The sequence below is a fragment of the Streptomyces glaucescens genome (assembly GCF_002154375.1).
GTDB lineage: Bacteria > Actinomycetota > Actinomycetes > Streptomycetales > Streptomycetaceae > Streptomyces > Streptomyces glaucescens.
This window is the reverse complement of record NZ_MUND01000678.1, coordinates 1-19,209: the sequence shown is the minus strand read 5'-3', so window position 1 is coordinate 19,209 and position 19,209 is coordinate 1. Positions and strand designations below refer to the sequence as shown.

Genomic DNA, 19,209 nt, shown 5'->3' with positions numbered 1-19,209 from the left:
GGCGGGGCCGGGGCTCCGGCTCGGCGTCACCGGCGCGACCTCCCGGGCCCCCGCTGTCGCCACCTGCTCCGGGTGGACCTCGCCCAGGTGCCGGGAAGGACCGCCGACCGGGGCGTAGCCGTCGACCGGAACGAGGTACGGGGCGACGGGGCGGGTGGTGAACTCCATGGCGCCAGAAGCGGACTTGCGCAGGTCGAGGTGGTGGAACCAGGACGTGTCGTCGCGCCGCGGGTGGTCGAGCCGGTCGTGGTAGAGGCCCCAGCGGGACTCGGTGCGGGCGAGGGAGGCCCTGGCCGCCATCTCCGCGCAGTCGCGGATGAAGGTGACCTCCGCGCAGCGCATCAGCTCGTGCGGGGTGCGCGCGCCCAGCGCGGCGATGTCGGCGCGCATCCGCTCGAACGCCTCCAGCGCCAGCGACAGCCGGGCACCGGACTTCGGCGGGGCCACGTAGTCGTTGACGAAGCGGCGCAGCTTGTACTCGACCTGGGGCTGCGGGAGGCCGTCGGGGTGGCGCAGCGGCCGGTAGATCAGCTCGTGCGCCTCGCGGAGCTGGTCGGCGGGCAGTTCGCCGTCGTACGCCCGGTGGCGGGCGGCGTCCGCGCCCGCGAGGTCGCCGAAGACGAACGCGCCGATCATGTAGTTGTGCGGGACGCAGGCGAGGTCGCCGGCGGCGTACAGCCGGGGGACGGTCGTGCGGGCGTGGTCGTCCACCCGTACGCCGGAGGCGGAGTGGCCGCCGCAGAGGCCGATCTCGGAGATGTGCATCTCCACGTCGTGGGTGCGGTAGTCGTGGCCGCGGCCCGCGTGAAAGGTGCCGCGGGTGGGCCGCTCGGTGGTGTGCAGGATGGATTCCAGGGCCGCGACCGACTCCTCCGGGAGGTGGCTCAGCTTCAGGTACACCGGTCCCCGGTCGCCGGCCACCTCCGCCGCGAACTCGGCCATCATCTGGCCCGACCAGTAGTCGGAGTCGACGAAGCGTTCGCCGTGCCGGTTGACCTGGTAGCCGCCGAAGGGGTTGGCGACGTAGGCGCAGGCCGGGCCGTTGTAGTCCTTGATCAGCGGGTTGATCTGGAAGCACTCGATGCCGGTCAGCTCGGCGCCCGCGTGGTAGGCCATCGCGTAGCCGTCGCCGGCGTTGGTCGGGTTCTCGTACGTGCCGTACAGATAGCCGGAGGCGGGCAGTCCGAGGCGGCCGCAGGCGCCGGTGGCCAGGATCACGGCACCGGCGCGGACGGTGACGAACGCGCCCGTACGGGTGTGGAAGCCGGCCGCGCCCACGGCCCGCCCCTGTGCGGTGAGCACCCGCACCGGCATCACCCGGTTCTCGATGCGGATCCGCTCCCGCATCTCCCGCCGCCGCAGTTGCCGGTAGAGCACCTTCTTGACGTCCTTGCCCTCCGGCATGGGCAGGACGTAGGAGCCGGAGCGGTGCACCTGGCGGACCGCGTACTCGCCGTGCTCGTCCTTCTCGAACTTCACGCCGTACGACTCCAGCCGCCGCACCATGGCGAAGCCGCGGGTCGCGGTCTGCCGGACGGTGGACTGGTCGACGATGCCGTCGTTGGCGCGGGTGATCTCGGCGACGTAGTCGTCGGGGTCGGCGCGGCCGGGGATGACCGCGTTGTTGACGCCGTCCATGCCCATGGCGAGCGCGCCGGAGTGCCGGACGTGTGCCTTCTCCAGGAGCAGCACGTTCGCGCCGTGCTCGGCGGCGGTCAGTGCCGCCATCGTGCCGGCCGTGCCGCCTCCGATGACGAGGACGTCGCAGGTGAGTTCTTCGGCGTCGGTGAGGGCGGGGATCGCCAGCAGAGGGTCCACCACAGGGCCTTTCAGGTACCGAGGGACGAGAGGACTTCGCGCCGCAGCGCCACGCGTGCCGGGTCGTCGTGGGCCGTACGGTCGCGGGGGCGCGGCACGTCATGTACGGCGGTCAGCCGTCCGCCGCCGAGCAGGGCCACGCGGTCGCCGAGGAACAGGGCCTCGTCCACGTCGTGGGTGACGAAGACGACGGTGGCGCCCGTGCCGCGCAACACGTCCACCAGCAGGTCCTGCCCCGGAGCCGGAGCCGGAGCCTGAGCCGGAACGCGAGCCCGAGCCGGAGCCCGTGCCGGTGCCGGTCCGGGAGCCGGGCGGTGGGGCGGGCGGCCCGGGGGCGTTCGCGGCGCGCGCCGGCCGCGGAGTGCGCGCGGCGGGGACGTAGGAGGTGCGCGGCAGCCAGCGGGTCAGCCGGCGGCCTAGGAGTTCCACGGCGGTGGAGGTGAGCCAGCCGAGGACGCCGATGGTGACCATGCCGACGAAGACGCCCGGGTAGTCGACGACCGTGTAGTCCTGCCAGGTGCGGTAGCCGACCCCGTACTGACCGGAGATCATCTCGGCGGAGATCACACAGATCCACGAGACGCCGATGCCGACCGACAGGCCGCCGAACACGCCCGGCAGTGCGCCCGGCAGCACGACGGAACCCAGGATCCGCCAACGGCCGCCGCCCATGGTGCGCACCGCCTCCTCCCACACCGGGGTCAGGGCGCGCACGGCGTGCCGCGTGGAGACGAGCACCGGGAAGAACGCGGCGGTGAAGGTGATGAAGACGATGCCCTGTTCGTTGGAGGGGAACAGCAGGATCGCCACGGGGACCAGCGCGATCGCCGGGATCGGGCGGACGATCTCCAGGAGCGGGCCGAGCAGGTCCTCGGCGAGCCGGGAGCGGGCCACGAGCACGCCCCCGGCGACGCCCAGCACTGCGGCCAGCAGGAAGCCGCTGAGGATGCGGGTCAGGCTGTCGGTGAGGTCCGTCCAGTAGTCGGGTCCTGACAGCCGGCCGGCGAGGGTCCGGGCCACGTCGGTGACCGTGGGGAACTGCGAGAACCGTAGCCACACGTCGATGTCCAGGCCGGTCAGCAGCTGCCACAGGCCCAGCGCGGCCGTCACCGAGGCGGCGCGCAGCGCGTACCGGGTCACGCGGCACGCTCCAGGGCCTCGGCGTAGGTGACCAGGCGTGCCCCGGAGTGGGCGTCGGTGTAGGCGCGCGCGGTGTCCGGGGCGACGAACGGCAGCAGCTTCGTCCCGTCGGCCACCCACACCGCCCGGTCGGCGAACCAGAAGGTTCCGGTGGTGGCGTCGGGGACGTAGGCGGCGCGGACGGTGTCCTGGTGCCGGGCGACGTGGGTCAGCAGGTCGGCGGGCGTCGCGAACGTCCGCGTGGCCTGCTCTCCTTCGGGCCACACCTCGCTCCGCGCGGGCGGGGGCGCGGCGGCGAGGCGACGAGCGTAATCGGTGCCGAGGGCCTTGCGCACGTGCCGGTCGTCGACGAAGGCGTCCACGTCCACGTCACCGGTCAGCTTCGCGGACTTCAGGACCGCCACGTCCTTCTTCAGCGCGGCGACCAGTTCCGGCCGCACGGCCGGATCGAAGGTGGCGATGCCGTGGGCGCCGTTGTACAGGTAGACCACCTCGGCGGGCAGCCCCGTGGCCTTGGCGACCTTCTCGGCGGCGGCCACCGGATGGTCGTCGAGATAGTCGGTGGCCTGTGTCTGGGCCTTCAGGAACGCCTCCAGCACGGCGGGGCGCCGTTCGGCGAAGTCCTCGCGGACGGTGACGCCGTGGAAGGTGGGCAGGTTCAGCCGGGCGCCGTCGTACAGCGCCTTCGCCTTGCCCTGGTGGACGAGCAGGCCGGGCCAGGCGACGAACTGCGACAGCGCGTCCGCGCTGCCGGCTGCGAGGGCGGAGGCGCCCACCGCGGGCTGCTGGTTGAGCTTCTCGATGTCCTCGTCGGGATCGAGTCCGGCGCGTTGCAGCGCGCGCACGAGGGTGCCGTCGGCGGCCGAGCCGACGCTCGTCGAGACCTTCCTGCCCTTGAGGTCCGTCAAGGACCGCAGGGGCGAGTCGGGAGCGGTGACCACGGTGTTGAGCCCGCCGCGCAGGTTGTAGCCGGTGACGGAGACCAGGCGGGTGGGACGGTCCAGCTGCCGGCCGCGTGCCGCGTTGAGGAGCAGCGGAAAGTCGCCCATCGAGCCGATGTCGATCTTTCCGGCGGTCATCTGGGCGGTGATCGGCGCGCCTGTGGCGTAGTCCTGCCAGACGACCTTGTAGGTGACGCCGTCGCCGAGCCCGTTCAACTGCTTCTCGAAGTAGCCGAGGGAGCGCAGCAGGGTGCCGGCGGTGACGGTGTTGATGGTCTTGGACTGGTAGCCGACGGTGACGGTGACCGTGGAGCCGTCACCGGCCCCGGCGTCGCCACCGCAGGCGCTGAGGGGGACGAGGAGGGCCAGGGCGGCGACTGCGACTGCCGTGCGTTTCATGATGGTTCGGGCCTTTCACCGGAGCAGATAGGGCATGTTGACCGTGACGGCTCCGGTGGGACAGCGGGCCGCGCACGGGCCGCAGTACCAGCACTCGTCGACGTGCATGTAGGCCTTGCCGCTGCGCTCGTCGATGGCGAGGGAGTCCAGCGGGCACATGTCCACGCAGAGCGTGCAGCCGTCGATGCACTTCGACTCGTCGATGGTCACGGGCACGTCGGACCGCTGGGGCACCAAGGGCATGGCTGTCTCCGGGAGAGGGGGTGTGCTGGGGGAGATCGGGGTCACAGGGAGCGGCGCAGCAGCCCGCTCATGGTGATGCGGTCGCCGCGGAAGCGGATGAACTCCAGGTCGACTGGGCGGCCGTCGGCCAGGTGCGTGAGGCGTTCCAGCATCAGTACGGCCGCACCGCGCGGGGCCTGGAGCACGGCGGCGGAGTGGGCGTCCGCGTTGACCGCTTCCAGGGTGATCTCGGCATGCCCCAGGGGCTGTCCGGTGAGGTCCTCCAGGAGGCGGAAGACGTCGGTGTTCTCCAGGTCGCAGCCGAGCAGGGCGGAGCCGACGTCCAGCGGGAGGTAGGTGAGGTCCAGGGACAGGGGCAGGCCGTTCAGGCGGCGCAGCCGCTCGATGTACAGGACGTCGCTGCCGGGCGGGACGTGCAGCCGTTCGGCGACCGGGGCGGGAGCGGGTGCGGGGCCCATCGTGCGGACCTCGTTGGTGACGCGTCCGTGTTCGTGCAGGGTCTCGGCGAGGCCCATCAGGCGGTCCAGACCGTGCGGGTACTTCTCTCCGACGACCACGGTCCCCACCCCGGGCAGACGCTCCACCAGGCCTTCCGCGCGCAGCAGGTCGAGGGCCTGGCGGACGGTGTTGCGGGACGCCCGGTAGTCGGTGGCGAGCGCCGACTCGTGCGGGAGGGCGCCGGCCGGGAAGCCGCCGGTGAGGAGCTGGCGGCGCAGGACGTCGGCGAGCTGGCGGGCCTGGTCCGCGCGCAGTCGGCGCCGCGTACGGTGAGCGGCGACGGTGGGCGCGCCCTGGCCGACGTGGTCACGGATGCGGTCGGTGGGCATGGCTGGACCCTAGCGGCGGGTCCGCGCGAGTGGTGTTGCCACAGTGTTGCGCCACTTGACGCCCCTACAGCAACCGCTGTGACCTGCGATTTCCTCGATCAGAGCGGGAAGATCTGCCAGCAGGACGTACTCCGACGGCACGTGGTACGCGCCCCTCACCGGCTACCGCTCCCTCGCCTCGGGAGGGCGGGCCTGGAGTCGTGTACGACTCCGCCCTGTCCGAGCACGGCCGGACTGCTGACCGCGGGTCTGAGAGCGTTCGCGGAGCAGGGTGGCGCCAGCCCCACCGCTCTACGACCTGGCCCTGCCGGTCGGCTGGCGGGAGGACGCGGCAGCCGCGGCAGCGGCCGGCCGGCGCGAGTGTCACGCCGATGGCCTGATCCTGGTCTTCACCCTCGCCGACGGCCTCGACGATGAGGAGCGGCGGCTGCGCGACGCCGGAGTCGAGATCACGATGCCCTTGCGTGAGGAGCCCTGAGGTGAGCGTCTGTTCCAGGTCACCGACCCCAGCGGGGTGATCGTCCGGTTCGTCGAGTGGGTCACCCGGGGCACTCAGGAGCAGGCCGGCTGAGAACGCCGTCCGTGTCGGTGGCGCTCTGGATGAGGTGGTCGACGACGTCGGGCAGGTGTTGCCGTCGGCGATAGGCGGCTCGTTGCCGCTGGGCGCCGTTCCCCTGCGCGCTCAGGCGTGCCATGGCGGCGTCCAGCAACGTGCCCTCCTCCGCGCTGAGAGCGGGGGACAACGACTTCCAGAGGCGTTCGACGTGCGTGCGCGCGGGTTCGAGCCGCCCGGTGCGCAGGTCGACCGTGTCGCCGCCCAGGCCGTCGCGGGCGGCGCGCCAGCAGGCGGCCCTCAGCATCTCCGGTCGGGGGCGGGGAGCGGGCCGCGCCTGGCGGATTGCGGCGAGCGCGGTGGTGGCCAGTCCCTTGACGCAGCCCGCGAGCAGCACGGTGTCGGCGACGGTGGGCGCGGCGTCGGCGATCCGGATCTCCAGGGTGGGCACGTGGTGGGAGGGGCGGATGTCCCAGTAGAGACCGCCTCGGTCGATGAGGGCCCCGGCGTGGGTGAGGCTGTCGATCAAGTCCTGGAAATGCGCGCGGGACTCGAAGTAGGGAGGCGGTCCGGCCACGGGCCACCGGCACCATGTCATGGTGCGCCAGCTCGCGTATCCGGTGTCCTGGGCGTTCCAGTAGGGCGAGTTGGCGGTCAGGGCGACGAGCGCGGGGAGCCAGGGGCGGAGATGGTTGCTCAGGAGCAGGGCCGTGGTCTCGTCCGGGACGCCGATGTGGACGTGGCAGGCGCAAGCGCTCTGCTCGTCGTCCAGGGCGCGGAACGTGGCGAGGCTCTGTGCGTAGCGCGGGCCCGGGGAGATGGGCGTGGGCATGTGCTGGCCGAGCACGGGGGTTCCGCTGGAGATGATGCGCAGGCCGAAACCGGCTGCGGCGCGCGCGACGGCGTCGCGTGTTTCCCGGAGCTGGTCGGCCAGGTCGGTGAGGCTGGTGTGAGGGTCGGTGCGCACCTCGATCTGGTAGCGGGTGATCTCGGTGGTGACCCGGTCGCCGAGTTCGGCTGCCGCGGAGGCGACGACCTTGTCGGCTTCCGTGCTCACCTGCCGGGAGACCGGATCCACCAGCAGATACTCTTCCTCGACTCCGATGGTGACAGGCCCTGTTCCGCCTTCTCCGCTCCTCATGGGATCAGCCTGACACCCATGGTGAAGTGCCGGAAGTACGTATCTCGCAGGGATCTCTCGTGACGGGAGGGACAGGCGCGCCGGGAGAGGAGACGGTGACTCCGGAGGCAAGTCCCCCTGCTCTTCGGGCTGTTCGGCTGCGCGGGTGCGGTGCCGGTCGGCGTCGTTCCGGTCGTTTCGGCTGATCGCGAACGACGGTGTCCACCGCGCCGTGCCGTTGACAGGGTGACGCCATGAGGATCACCAAGTACGGTCACGCGTGTGTGCGGCTGGAGAAGCACGGCCGGGCGATCGTCGTCGACCCGGGCGTGATGACTCCGGAACCCGACGCGTCAGCGGAGGTCGAGGCCGTCCTCATCACGCATGAACACTTCGATCACTTCGACCCCGATCGCCTGAAGGCGGTTCGCGCGGAAGTCTACAGTTGCGCCGGGGTCGCCCGGCATCTGAGCGGGCTCGGCGAACGGGTGCATGTGGTCCACGACGGCGACCGCTTCCGCGTCGCGGGATTCCAGGTGTCGGTCGTGGGCGACAAGCACCACCTCAGCCACCCGGATGTGCCTCCGGTCGACAATGTCGGGTTCCTGATCGACGAAGCGGTTCTCCACCCGGGAGACGCTTTGACGACAGTGCGAGCGCCGACGCTCCTGCTGCCCGGCCAGGCGCCGTGGCTGACCGTGCCCGACATGATCGACTACTTGCGCCGGATGGCCCCGCACCGCGCTTATGCGATCCACGACGGTCTGCTCAACGAGTGGGGCCTGAGGGTCCTGGACGACGTCCTCGCCATGGAGGCCGAGCGGGCGGGCACCGAGATCCGGCGGCTATGCCCCGGCGAGAGCGTCGAAGTGTGAGCCGCCGTCGGCGCGTCGGCGCGGCCTGGCCGGGGCACGGAGTGGATCCCGGTCGCCCGAGGCGGGGTGACGAGACGTCCGTCGGCCGCGAGGCCCCGCCCTTTCCGTCTCGCCGACGGCACGGCGGTCCCGGCGGCTGCCGGTGATGCCCCGGCGCGGCGAGCCGGGCCCCCTATGACGCCGCCGTCGACTGACGCGACCGCCGGCGTCACACCGGTCCCCCCTCGCCCTACGCGCGTTTCGCGGTGGAGCGCCTGGTTCTGGTGGCCGCCGCGGTCTTCCGGCTCCGCGCGGACTTGGCTGCCGGTTCGGCAGGCGCGGATTCCGGCTCCTTCGTGGCGGCGGCCGCGGGCGCGGCGGCGGCCGATGCCCGGCCGGCCGGCCACGTCAGCTCGACCTCCAGCTGGACCTCACCGTCCCCGACCTCGAGTTCCACCTCGCTGCTCAGTTCGTCGGGGATCCGCAGGCTCAGCACGCCGGAGCCCAGCTCCAGCTCGGCTTCGCCGCCCTCCCTGAGCGCCTGGGCGAGGGCCGCGAGCTGGTCGGCGGCTTCGGTGCGGGACAGCGAGCGCTTGTGCTCGAATTTCACGTCCTTCACGGATGCCTCCGTGCGGCAGAGCGGAGCAGAACAGGCCCCCACCATTCTCACGCTCCCTCGGGGGCGCGGCATCTCGCTCAGGCAGGCGGCCGGGTCCTGAGCTCAGACAGGCGGCCGGGTCTTGATCTGCAGGGCGGCTCGGCGGCGGTGGACGGTCACGTACGACAGGCCCTCCCCGTCGGCGGTCAGACTCCGGACGGCGCCCCTCGGGAGCCACACCAGGCTGCCCGCGGTGAGCGGTTGCGGCGGCTCGGTGCCGAGCGTGCCGCTGCCCGCGACCACGAGGACGAGGACGTCGAGTTCCGGCTCCACATGGGGCGTGATACGGCCGCCGGGCGGGATACGGATCAGGTTGGCGTCGAGCTGCCGCCCCGGCTCGGCCAACCGCCACAGCGCCCCGCCCGCGGCGGCGGGGTCCGCCGACAGCGAGTCCACATCGCACAGCACGCGCGGTTCCGCGGCGCCGCCCCGTTCGCGGTCGTCCGCCCCAGCGCCTGCGTCACCCATGCCCTACCACCGTTCGACATCCGTCATCACGCACCGCCCACGCGTCCCGCACCGGCCTGCCCGTGACACCTCACCAGGAGAGGAATCGTACGGCGGCCACGGCGGCGGTGTTTTCCGCCGGCCGGTGCTCCTCGTCATGACCGCGGGCTCGGACGGTGGCGCTGCACGGTGTAGATCTCCCGCTCGAAACACCCGGTGTCCAGCCGCAGCCCCCAGGCGTTGCGGCGGCGCACCGCCGCCAGCGTCGGCTGGAGCGGAGAGGGCGGTACGGCGAGGACGGGGCAGCGGGCCCGGGCGATGCAGTAGCGGCTGACGGATGGCCACAGCGCGCGCCGCAGCCGGCCCCGCCCTCCGGCGCCGACCACGAGGAGGTCGTCCTCCCGGTCCGCGATCCGCACCAGCGCGGGGCCCGGCGCCTCCCGGGCGAGCAGCGCCTGCCCGGGCAGCTGGAGGTCCGGGCTGCCGAGGACATCGGACAGCGCTGTGCGCAGCCGCTCCCCGGCCAGCCGCTCCCAGTCCTCCGCCAGGACGGCCGCGGCCGTCGTCCTGCGGGCGGACAGTTCTCCGCCAGGTGGTTCCCAGGCCAGCACCGGCCACAGCTCGGCCCCGCGCCGCCGGGCCTCCGCGGCCGCTCGGGCCAGGGCCGTGAGACTGCCCAGCGAGCCGCTCACTCCCACCACCACACGGGGCCCCGTGGCCGGACGGGGCTCGGACAGGGCGCTCACCGCTCCGTGTACGCAACCGGCAGACCCCGGTCGGCGATCCCTCTCAACACCGCCTCCATCTCACCTGTGCTCCGGAGCTTGCGGATACCCCGGCGTCGGGTTGTGGCACCTGCCGGATGCCTCAGTGTTCCGCGGGAGGGACCCCGTTGCCGGATTCGTCCCGGGCCGGTTCGTCACGGCGCCTGTCCCGCCGTACCGCCGCCACCGCGCCGAGCAGCGCGCCGGCCGCGAGGACGGCCAGGCCGCGCAGCCACACCCGGCCCTCGATCTGGGTGGCGAGCAGCACGCATGAGGCCGCGCCGAGCACCGGCAGCACGGTCGGGGCCCGGAAGTGCGGTTCCGTGCCGGGGTCGCGGCGCAGGACCAGCACGGCGATGTTGACCATGAAGAACACCACGATCAGCAGCAGGACCAGCGTGGACGCAAGGACGGCGACGCTGCCGGTCAGCGCGAGGATCATGGCCGGCACCGTGGTGGCGGCGATGGCGGCCCAGGGCGTACGGCGTCCGGGCAGCACCCTGGCGAGGGGCGCGGGGAGCAGACCGTCGCGGGCCATGCCGTAGGCGAGCCGGGAGGCCATGATCCCGGTGAGCAGGGCGCCGTTGGCGACGGCGACGAGCGCGATGGCGCTGAAGAGGAGCAGCGGCACTCCGCCCGCCTCCTTGACGACTTCCAGGAGCGGGCCGCTGGAGGCGGCGAGCCGGTCCGTCGGCACGGCCGCCGAGGCGGCGATCCCCACCAGCACGTAGACGGCCCCGGCGGTGGCCAGGGCGCCGAAGAGCGCGCGCGGGTAGGAGCGGCGCGGGTCCCGGGTCTCCTCGGCGACGTTCACGGACGTCTCGAATCCGACGAAGGAGTAGTACGCGAGGACGGAGCCGCTGAGGACGGCGGCGGCCGCCCCCTTGTCGGCGGTGCCGAGCTGCGTGAGCCGTCCGGGGTCGCCGTCGCCGCGCATCAGCAGCCACGCGCCGAGGGCGACGACGATCAGCAGTCCGCCGACCTCGACGACCGTGGCGACGACGTTCGCGCGCATCGACTCCCGGATGCCCCGTGCGTTGAGGAGTGCCAGCAGGGCGAGGAACACGACGGCGACCAGACCGACGGGCAGGGTGACGAAGGCCGACAGGTAGTCGCCGCCGAAGCCGCGGGCCAGGGCGGCGACCGAGACGATGCCGGCGGCGAGCATGCAGAACCCCGCCAGGAAACCGGCGAACGGGCCGAACGCCCGCGTGGCGTAGTGGGCGGCTCCACCGGCCCGCTGGTATTTCGTGGCCAGCTCGGCGTAGGAGGCCGCGGTCAGCATGGCCAGCAGCAGGGCGACGGTCAGCGGTGCCCACACGGCTCCGCCCGCGTCGGCGGCGACCTGGCCGACCAGCACGTACACCCCGGCGCCCAGGACGTCCCCGAGGATGAAGAAGTACAGCAGGGGGGTGGTCAGGGCCTTCTTGAGCGCCGGGTGGCCAGGGGCGGCCGCCGGCTGCTGCTCTCTCACGGTCGACATGTCGACTCGTCTCCCCCGTGACGCAGGAGTCACGCATGACTCCCGGAGCGGAACTGGCTAACGGTCCTCCGAGGGGGCGTCCGTCTCCTCCTGCGCCGCCTCGCCGTCCGCCGTTTCCTCGCCCCGCCGCTCCGCACCCCGCGGCGGCGGCTTCTTCCCGGGCCGCGCCTGCTGCTTCTCCAGGTTCTCGCGCACTTCCTCCGGCTTGTCACCGATCTGGTCCACGGCGTGCCTCCGATCACTCGGGTCACGGCCCGCACGCGGACACGCCGGGCCGCCCTTCAGGCACAGCCTGACACGCGGCCCGGCCGACGGCTCGTCGAGCGCCGGCCGGGCCGCACACCGTACGCCGCTCAGGACCGCGCGGGTCTCGCCGCCCAGGACCGGGGCTTCCCCACGTCGCGCACCGCCCAGGGGTGCCGGATGCGGTCGCGGCGACGACGGGTTCACGGGAGCGTTCCGTCCGAGGGGGCGGGCGCGCCGGCCAGGCTGCTGCGGACCAGGGCCAGCAGCTCCTGATCGGTGAGGCCGAGTTCGCGCGCCTGGGCGACGAGGCGGTGCACGGACTCCCTCAGGCGCGCCTGGTCCACGGCGCCGGGTGCCGCGGTGATCACCGCGCCCCGGCCCCGGCGCAGCTCGATCAGGCCCTCGTCCCGCAGGCGCTGGTAACCACGCAGGACCGTGTGCACGTTGACGCCGAGCGACTCGGCGACCCCGCGGGCGGGCGGCAGCCGCTCACCGGGGGCCGCCGTGCCGTTGGCGATCGCGCCCCGCACACAGGCGGCGATCTGCTCACCCAGCGGCACGGGTGAACCGGGAACCACCCGGAACAGCATCGTTAGCCGCGCCCCCTCGCGTCACGGTCCACCAAGCCGTTGAGCAGCGCGGCCCCGGTGGTCGAGTCGTCGACGGTGACCACGTAGTCGCGTCCGACCGCCGTGCGGACCGCGAGCGCCTCTCCGGAACGCAGCACCAGGCCGCGCCGGTTCGGTCGTATCCGGTAGCCCCAGCCACCGAAGTCCCCGACGGCGTCGACCCGCACGCTGTCGGCGCCGACGATGCGGGCGAGCGGCACGGTCATCCGCGGGCCGGGCAGCACGGCGGAGGCGACCGTGAGCCCGCGGCGGTCGACGGTGACCCGGACGCTCGCGAACACCACGCAGCTCAGAGCGAGGACGAGGGGCAGCACGCCTGCCCACACGGTGCCGGTCACCAGGCCGGACACGCCGCCGAGCGCGAGCGCGCCGGCGACGGACAGCAGCACCCGGGACGTGACCGTACGGCTCCAGGCCGCAGCCTCCCCGTCGGCCAGCGGCAGGGAGGGGGCCGACGACGCGGGGACCGGGCGCGGCCCGGCCCCGACCAGCCACCAGACCACCGTGCCGACGGCCGCCCCCGCGAGCAACAGCACGGCCAGGTGCCACATCGGCAACCGCACCTCGGCCGGGTTCTGGACGTCCGTGTTGACGAGGACGGTGACGATCAGCGGATACCCGAGGGTGACGGCCGTACCGGCGCCCACCGCGGCGGTCAGCCGCGCCCCCGCGCCGTTCCGTGACACCACGGTCAGGACCGTGAACAACAGCCCCAGACCGGCGAGCAGGCCGCCACCGAACCACAGCGCGACGGCCCTGCTCATGAAGTCGTCCGCTCCGCCGTCCGCCGAGAAGTGCGTCGCGACCCGCGCGGGCAGGCGGTCGTAACGCGTCACGAAGACGACGACGTAGGCGGCACAGGCAATACCGAACGGCACAGCCGTCAGGGCACCTCTGCGTACGGCGGTCATCCACCCTCCCTCATTGTTCGCATTGCTATAGAACAAGTTAACAGAGGTCGGACCGATGGATGTGAGGAACCGTCACCCCGCGGCGGCGCGCTGCGGCATGATGATCGCCGTGACCACCGAGATGCTCGTCGATGTCTGGCACCAACTCCTCGCCGACCCACGCAAGTCCTGGGTGCTGTTCGCACACGGCACCTGCGTCGTGGTGACCGCCCCCGAGGGAGACCTCGCGGAGCGGGCGACCGAGATCCTCAGGGAGTTCGGACCTGTCCACGCGGGCTCGTCAGCCGGGGACTTCGGAGTGATCGACGTGAAGGACGCCGACGGCTGGGTGGTCACCGGGCACCATCGGGACGTGCTCACGTACGTCGCCCCCGACGAGCCCCGAGACCGGTCGGACATCGCCGTAGGGGTGTACGGACGCTCCAAGCGGCACCGGGACGGCACCGAGTTGCGAGTCGTCCACGTCGAGGACAGGCGCGACCCCACCGGGACCGGGCCCGCGTAGAGCGTTCGGCGGGCCAGGCAACCTCTTCCTGGTCATCCGATCGTCGGACTGGTCGTCGGGGAGGGGGAGACCACTGACGCGGCGTGGGCAGCCGATGAGCCGTTGCTGCCGCCGGTCGGCCGGGCCGGTGGCGCAGCCGCAGCACCGATGACCCCTGAGCACCCATGAGGCCCTGGGAGGCCGACGAGGCCGGGGCCGCTGCCATTTACGGCCCTTCAGCGCCAGGCGTCGACGATGAGGGCTGACCGCTGTCGGGCCGGCAGAGGTCCGCGGCCGCGCGGCAGTCACCGTTCCCCTTTGGCAGCGGTGCGCTGATGAGCCCGCACGATCGTGTCATCCAGGGCGACCAGCCGGCCCACCTCCGCCCGCTCCTGAGCCACGGCCGGCAGCTTGTCGAAGGTGCCGTCGGCCGCCCACCGAGCGAAGCGTGCGGCACCGTCCGCCACGGCCCGAAGCGCTCCGTCAGGTCCCTCAGGGCACACCGGTGCGGAACGTGAAGGCGATGCCCTCCAGCACCTGGCGGTGATCCCGCCACCTGCCCCGGGCCGGCCGTCCGGCGTCAGCAACGGCTCGATCGTGGCTGACACCGCGTCAGGTCTCTTCCCCACCCCTCAGCCGGTCCAACGATCGGTGATCGGAAAGAGCCTGCCTGGGGGTCATCCCTCGACGAGCCGTCGGAGCAGCAGTGCCGAACCGCCGGCCAGCAGGCTGATCACCCAGATGGCCACCAGCGGCTGCCGTCCCGCGATCAGGGCCCGCACCGTCGCGACGATCTCGACGGCGGCGGCCAGTACACCGAGCGCCCCGATGACGGCCGCGGTCCAGTACGCCCACGTGTGCTCGCCGAGGAAGCGCAGCAGCATCAGGCCGAGGCCGATGAGCAGCACGGGCCAGGTGTTGTTGCTCAGTGAGGGTCCGGCGGACGCGGCGCGTGCGTCTTTCGTCTCCGCCCCACCCGGTCCGCTCTCGGCCGTCGTTCCACTCCCCCGTCTGCACGTGATCAAGGACTGGCGTCTCAGGAGATGCCTGATCTCCTCGAGGGGTTGCTCTCATCCGCGCTCGCGGAGGTATGCCTCCAGCTCCGCGGCCCCGGTCAGCATCGCCCGCGCGCGGCCGGACAGCCGGCCGTGCCAGTCGCGCAGTGCGGCCTCCAGCGGCTCCAGCCCGCCGGCCGCGCGAACTTGGGCGATCAGCGGGGCGATCTGCTCCAGCAGGTGGCCGCCGCGCCGGAGCTGATGGGCCAGCCGGGCATCCCGTACGTCGGCCTCGTCGTAGACACGGTATCCGGTGCGGGGGTCGCGGCGCGGGCGCACCAGCCCGGCGCGCTCCCACTTGCGCAGGGTCGCGGGCCGGATGCCGAGCTTCCGTGCCAGCGGACCGATGAACGTGCCGTCGGGCCCGGCCCCGGAGAGCGCGACCGGATCGGATGCCGCCCCCCGCTCGGTCGCCGTGGTGGGCTCCAGATCGCTGAGGGCGCTCTCCACGGCCTGGAGGGTCCGCCGGTCGTCGAGGAGCTGGGCGTGACTCTCGTCGATGAGGCGGAACGCCTCGTCCACCGCGTCCTGGTTCACCGCTTGCATGATCGCCGTGGCGGTCCGGTGGCCGTGGCCGGGCAGCAGGGCGAGGAACGCGCGCAGGGCCGCCGCGTGCAGTGGCGTATAGGTGCGGTAGCCGTGCGGTGTGCGAGCGGCGGCCGGAAGGATGCCGGCCTCCTCGTAGTTCCTGATCGCCTGCGTGGACAGACCGTGCGCACGCGCCAGATCGACCGGCCTGAGCCGCTCACCGTTTTGAAGGTTCTGCCGCATGGCCTCGACAGTATCGCGCGAAAGTCTCAACCGAAGGTTCAACGATAGCGTTGAGGGCATGGCGACTGACATCAAGGACACCGCCCGAGCCGTCGACGCCGCCTCCCTCATGAGGCTGCTTTCCGCGCGCCCTCGGCTGCTCGCCCTGGGCGAGCCGACGCACGGCGAGGACGATCTGCTCGAACTGCGCAACGAGCTGTTCCGGCAACTCGTCGAACAGGAGGGCTACCGGACGATCGCGATCGAGAGCGACTGCCTGATGGGCCTGGTCGTGGACGACTACGTCACCACGGGCACGGGCACCCTCGACGAGGCGGTGGAGCACGGGATCAGCCACGGGTGGAGCGCGTACCCGGCCAACCGCGAGCTGGTGCGCTGGATGCGCGCGTACAACGACGGCCGGCCCGCGGCCGAGCGAGTCCGCTTCGCCGGTTTCGACGGCCCGCTGGAGATCACCGCCGCCGCGAGCCCCCGGCAGGCCCTCACCGCGCTCCACGGCTTTCTGTCGGCCCGCGTGGACGCGGACCTCCTCCCCTGCACCACGGAAACCCTCGACCGCCTGCTCGGCCCGGACGCCCGGTGGACCGATCCCGCCGCGATGAGGGACCCGGCCCAGTCGGTGGGGCAGTCGGCCGAGGCACGGGAACTGCGGCTGCTCGCGGACGATCTGGTGACACTGCTCGACGAGCAGAGGCCGCACCTGCTCGCGGTGTCCTCACCGGACGACTGGGACCGCGCGCGCCTGTACGGCCGGACCGCGGCCGGCCTGCTCCGCTACCACCACTGGATGGCCGACACCTCACCGGCCCGCATCACCCGGCTGGTGAGCGTGCGCGACGAGATGATGGCCCGCAATCTCCTCGCCCTGGCGGCTCGCGGCCCGGCATTCGTCCACGCCCACAACTCCCATCTGCAGCGGGCGAGGAGCAGGATGCGGATGGGCGGGAAGCCGGTGGAGTGGTGGAGCGCCGGCGCACTGGTGAACGCCGAGCTCGGCGACGAGTACGCCTTCGTGGCCATGGCACTCGGCACGATCCGGCACCGTGGGGTGGACACGCCGCCGCCGGACACCCTCGAAGGCCTCCTGTACGCCCTCCCGGAGGACCGCTGCGTCATCGACGCCCCGCGGCTGGCCGCCACCCTCGCAGGCACACGGCCCGCGCCCCGCGTCTCCCCTTGGTTCGGCTACGCCCCGCTCGACCCGGCCCAGCTGGCGGACATCGACGGCATGGTGTTCGTCAGGGACGTACCGCGGAGCCAGGCCGTGTGACGGCGATCGGGGCCCGGCCGGGAGCGGGACGCAGGTCTCCCTGCGTGCCGGTCCCGGCCGGGCCGTCGTCGATCGCGCGCCGACCCTTTCCGACGGACCGTCAGGCGGTCGAGCAGACGCTGCCGTTGAGGCGGAAGGCCGTCGGATCGGGGTTGGGTCCGTCGTTGGCGCCGACGAATCCGAACGAGGCCGTCGACGCGCCGTCCGCGGCCAGCGGACCCGCCCCGTCGGGCTCGGTCACGCGTACGTGCCGGCCGGTCTGGTGGAAGGCGGCGTTCCAGCCGGAGGACACCGACTGACGGTCGGTCGGCCAGTCCCAGTCCACGGTCCAGCCCGTGATCGGGGTATCCGAGAGATTGCGCACGGTGATCGTGGCCACGAAGCCGTTCCCCCAGCTCGTGTCCCGGTGGTACGTCACCGCGCAGGCGGCGTCCGACGGGGTGCCGGTGGTGAAGGTCAGCGGAGCGGACGGGGCGGAGAGCCGTCCCGAGGCGTCGGCCGCCAGGACGTTGACCGTGTGGGTGCTGCCCGGGGGCAGGTTCCGCAGGGTCACGGACGTACCGGTGGCCTCGCCGACGAGGCGGGTGTGGGCGCCGTCGCGCTCCTGCACCAGATAGCGGGCGGCGCCCTGCGCACCGTCCCACGACAGGCGCGCGGTCGTGTCGGTCACCGCCTCAGCCTTCGGGGTGCCCGGGATTCCGGCGGCCGAGGCTCCGGACCCGGTGCCGGGGCGCGGGGTGAGGGTGACGGTGAGCATCGCGTACGGCGGCACGGTGACCTGGGAGGCGGCCGTCTCCCCGGCGGCCACCTCGGTGATGCCGCTGTCGCCGCGGGCGTAGCGGCTCACCTCGGGTGCGGCGGCTGAGGGCACGAAGCCCGCGTACTCGAGGTCCACGGTGCGTGCGGCGTCCGGGTTCTTGTTGATGAGCAGGACGCTCAGGCGCCCGTCGCGACGGTGCACGGCGTGGGCCGACACGTCCTGGGCGGAGGACGCGGCGGCGACCATGGTGTCGCCCGCGGTGCCCAGTTCGCTGGTCATCTTCATGCCGTAGTAGGGGTGGAACGGCGTGTTCGGCGCGGGTTCGCAGACGTCGCCGGTGCAGCCGCCGCTGGAGAGCATCCCCATGTCGCCGTAGTCGGTCTCGCCGTCGACGGTGGTGATCTGGCCTGCGCCGTTGTGGGTGTTCCACCAGTCGACGTTGAACACCCCGTTCTCCAGCGCCGTCATGAAGGCGTCGGCGGCGAACAGGCCGTTGGGGCGGGCGGTGAGCCGGGCGCCGCCGGTGTTGGTGTTGATCTCGGTGAGGGCGATGCCGATGCGCGGTGAGTCGGCGCCGGCGTACCGGTCGATCTGGTTGCGCACCTCCCGCAGTTCACCGGGCAGCCTGGTCAGCCGGGTCATGGCGTCCTGGGCGGAGGTGTCGGACCCGCCCGCGTACCAGTGCACGCTCACGAAGTCGATGACGTCGGTGACCTGGGAGAGCACGGTGTGGTTCCAGTCGCCGGCGTCGCCCTCGGCGACGACGCCGTCCGGCCAGTGGCCCGGGGTGGTGAGGACCGCGCCGATCTTGATGGTCGGATCGACGGCCTTCATGGCCGCGGCGTAGGCGCGGACCTGGCGGGCGTACTCGCGTGGGCTCTTGTCCTCGTGCTCGTCGTGCTCCCAGCCGCTGCCGTAGTGGCCGTTGCCGTAGATCTCGTTGCCTATCTCCCAGTACTTGGCGTCGTAGTCCTTGGTGACGTTGGCATAGCGGACCCAGCCGGCCGCCTCCTCGGGCGTGCCGGAACCGTAGTTGGCGATCAGGATCGGCTGCGCGCCGGTGGCGCGGACGGTGCCCATGAAGGCGTCGAAGCCGGTGCCCGGGGCGACGTAGCCGCCGGGTGCCGTGTGTGTCTCCCAGTGGTAGATGTCCGCGTAGGAGCCGCCGGGGTAGCGCATCGCCCCGACGTCGGCCGCCTTCATCAACGTGGCGACCTCGGGATCGTTCATGTGCGAGTCCCAGATGGCGGCGTTGACGCCGCGGGCGACGTCGGAGAGCCGGCCCAGCGCCGCCTGTGTGTTGACCCGGACGACGGTGTCCGCGACAGGGGCCACGGGTGACGCGGCGGAGGCGGGACCGGCGGCGCTCAACGGGGACAACAGGGCGAGCGCGGCGGACAGCACGGCGGCGGCGCGCGCGAGGGGGCGAAGGCCGGTGCCGGTCGGCCGTCCAAGTCTGTGCAGGGGTGGCATACGGGGTCCTCCCTGGGAGTTCCGGCGCCACGGCGGGCAGCGGGTGCCGAACCGTGCGCGGTGCGGTGCGCTCGGGGCGGTGCGTGCATGCGGCGTGCGGGGGGCGTGGACGCGATGCGGTGGTGCACGGGCGGGCCGACGGCCGGATCCCGGCCGGTGGGAGCGCTCCCATGATGGGGACGGGGTGCCGTCCTGTCAACGCATCCGGACACCGGCTGAACGAGCTGATCGCCGTGACGCCGCCGGCACCCGCTCGCTCAGCGACCGGCGCCGGCCTGCGCACGCCGCTCCGTCACCTCCCCTTCACGGCCTCCCGCCACGCGCTTCAGTCACCGCCACCACCGCCACCACCGTCCCCACCAC

The 19,209-nt window shown here is 72.7% G+C and carries 19 protein-coding genes and 3 pseudogenes; 4 read left to right on the top strand and 18 right to left on the bottom strand.

The features are described from left to right. From CCN42_RS34700 to CCN42_RS34675, 6 genes and pseudogenes are all read right to left on the bottom strand, one after another. Positions 1–1,818, bottom strand: a 1,818-nt coding sequence (locus CCN42_RS34700; RefSeq protein ID WP_086741376.1) for a fumarate reductase/succinate dehydrogenase flavoprotein subunit, incomplete at its 3' end; no start/stop codon positions are given. A gap of 11 nt (positions 1,819–1,829) precedes the next feature. Next, positions 1,830–2,248 (bottom strand): annotated as a pseudogene (locus CCN42_RS46305) (ABC transporter ATP-binding protein); the annotation flags it as partial. Beyond that, a pseudogene (locus CCN42_RS34690) lies at positions 2,134–2,958 on the bottom strand (ABC transporter permease); the annotation flags it as partial. The pseudogenes CCN42_RS46305 and CCN42_RS34690, both read right to left, overlap by 115 nt. Continuing rightward, on the bottom strand, positions 2,955–4,298 hold the full coding sequence (locus CCN42_RS34685; RefSeq protein ID WP_086741373.1) for an ABC transporter substrate-binding protein: 1,344 nt from the start codon (positions 4,296–4,298) through the stop codon (positions 2,955–2,957). The pseudogene CCN42_RS34690 and the gene CCN42_RS34685, both read right to left, overlap by 4 nt. A gap of 15 nt (positions 4,299–4,313) precedes the next feature. After that, positions 4,314–4,541: a 4Fe-4S dicluster domain-containing protein gene (locus CCN42_RS34680; RefSeq protein ID WP_086741372.1), complete on the bottom strand. Its 228-nt coding sequence runs from the start codon at positions 4,539–4,541 to the stop codon at positions 4,314–4,316. 41 nt (positions 4,542–4,582) lie between these two features. Then, on the bottom strand, positions 4,583–5,368 hold the full coding sequence (locus CCN42_RS34675) for a GntR family transcriptional regulator (RefSeq protein ID WP_086741371.1): 786 nt from the start codon (positions 5,366–5,368) through the stop codon (positions 4,583–4,585). Positions 5,369–5,717: 349 nt separating this feature from the next. Here CCN42_RS34675 and CCN42_RS34670 point away from each other — a divergent pair. Continuing rightward, positions 5,718–5,939 (top strand): annotated as a pseudogene (locus CCN42_RS34670) (VOC family protein); the annotation flags it as partial. Here CCN42_RS34670 and CCN42_RS34665 read toward each other — a convergent pair. After that, entirely contained in the window at positions 5,908–7,062 is a 1,155-nt protein-coding gene (locus CCN42_RS34665; RefSeq protein WP_086741370.1) for a carboxylate-amine ligase, read from the bottom strand. The pseudogene CCN42_RS34670 and the gene CCN42_RS34665 sit on opposite strands and share 32 nt — an antisense overlap. Before the next feature lie 233 nt (positions 7,063–7,295). Between CCN42_RS34665 and CCN42_RS34660 the strand changes: the two genes are divergently transcribed. Beyond that, complete coding sequence (locus CCN42_RS34660) at positions 7,296–7,916, top strand: MBL fold metallo-hydrolase (protein WP_086741369.1); 621 nt, start codon at positions 7,296–7,298, stop codon at positions 7,914–7,916. Between the two features lie 229 nt (positions 7,917–8,145). On the opposite strand, the gene CCN42_RS34655 is transcribed toward CCN42_RS34660, so the two are convergent. From CCN42_RS34655 to CCN42_RS34630, 7 genes are all read right to left on the bottom strand, one after another. Beyond that, entirely contained in the window at positions 8,146–8,514 is a 369-nt protein-coding gene (locus tag CCN42_RS34655; protein ID WP_086741368.1) for an amphi-Trp domain-containing protein, read from the bottom strand. Positions 8,515–8,616: 102 nt separating this feature from the next. Continuing rightward, on the bottom strand, positions 8,617–9,021 hold the full coding sequence (locus tag CCN42_RS34650; RefSeq protein ID WP_086741367.1) for a cupin domain-containing protein: 405 nt from the start codon (positions 9,019–9,021) through the stop codon (positions 8,617–8,619). Between the two features lie 134 nt (positions 9,022–9,155). Beyond that, on the bottom strand, positions 9,156–9,737 hold the full coding sequence (locus CCN42_RS34645; RefSeq protein ID WP_086741375.1) for a universal stress protein: 582 nt from the start codon (positions 9,735–9,737) through the stop codon (positions 9,156–9,158). Between the two features lie 130 nt (positions 9,738–9,867). Then, on the bottom strand, positions 9,868–11,247 hold the full coding sequence (locus CCN42_RS34640; protein WP_086741366.1) for an APC family permease: 1,380 nt from the start codon (positions 11,245–11,247) through the stop codon (positions 9,868–9,870). 57 nt (positions 11,248–11,304) lie between these two features. After that, positions 11,305–11,472, bottom strand: a complete 168-nt coding sequence (locus CCN42_RS42915; RefSeq protein ID WP_158102176.1) for a hypothetical protein — start codon at positions 11,470–11,472, stop codon at positions 11,305–11,307. Positions 11,473–11,693: 221 nt separating this feature from the next. Then, entirely contained in the window at positions 11,694–12,083 is a 390-nt protein-coding gene (locus CCN42_RS34635) for a GntR family transcriptional regulator (RefSeq protein WP_086741365.1), read from the bottom strand. 2 nt (positions 12,084–12,085) lie between these two features. Next, positions 12,086–13,033 carry a DUF1648 domain-containing protein gene (locus tag CCN42_RS34630; RefSeq protein WP_086741364.1) on the bottom strand — a complete coding sequence of 316 codons (948 nt, stop codon included), beginning with the start codon at positions 13,031–13,033 and terminating at the stop codon, positions 12,086–12,088. Positions 13,034–13,130: 97 nt separating this feature from the next. On the opposite strand from CCN42_RS34630, the gene CCN42_RS34625 reads away from it, so the two are divergent. After that, complete coding sequence (locus tag CCN42_RS34625) at positions 13,131–13,538, top strand: hypothetical protein (RefSeq protein WP_211294855.1); 408 nt, start codon at positions 13,131–13,133, stop codon at positions 13,536–13,538. A gap of 284 nt (positions 13,539–13,822) precedes the next feature. Here the strand turns inward: CCN42_RS34625 and CCN42_RS42910 are convergent, their stop codons facing one another. The 3 genes from CCN42_RS42910 to CCN42_RS34615 form a co-directional block, all read right to left on the bottom strand. Next, complete coding sequence (locus tag CCN42_RS42910) at positions 13,823–13,984, bottom strand: hypothetical protein (protein WP_158102175.1); 162 nt, start codon at positions 13,982–13,984, stop codon at positions 13,823–13,825. Positions 13,985–14,194: 210 nt separating this feature from the next. Next, positions 14,195–14,425: a hypothetical protein gene (locus CCN42_RS34620; RefSeq protein WP_086741363.1), complete on the bottom strand. Its 231-nt coding sequence runs from the start codon at positions 14,423–14,425 to the stop codon at positions 14,195–14,197. A gap of 162 nt (positions 14,426–14,587) precedes the next feature. Further along, positions 14,588–15,343 carry a TioE family transcriptional regulator gene (locus CCN42_RS34615; protein WP_086741362.1) on the bottom strand — a complete coding sequence of 252 codons (756 nt, stop codon included), beginning with the start codon at positions 15,341–15,343 and terminating at the stop codon, positions 14,588–14,590. 58 nt (positions 15,344–15,401) lie between these two features. Between CCN42_RS34615 and CCN42_RS34610 the strand changes: the two genes are divergently transcribed. Next, positions 15,402–16,613 carry an erythromycin esterase family protein gene (locus CCN42_RS34610; RefSeq protein WP_086741361.1) on the top strand — a complete coding sequence of 404 codons (1,212 nt, stop codon included), beginning with the start codon at positions 15,402–15,404 and terminating at the stop codon, positions 16,611–16,613. A 100-nt stretch (positions 16,614–16,713) separates the two neighbouring features. On the opposite strand, the gene CCN42_RS34605 is transcribed toward CCN42_RS34610, so the two are convergent. Then, positions 16,714–18,846: a cellulose binding domain-containing protein gene (locus CCN42_RS34605; RefSeq protein WP_086741360.1), complete on the bottom strand. Its 2,133-nt coding sequence runs from the start codon at positions 18,844–18,846 to the stop codon at positions 16,714–16,716. Positions 18,847–19,209 lie beyond the last annotated feature (363 nt).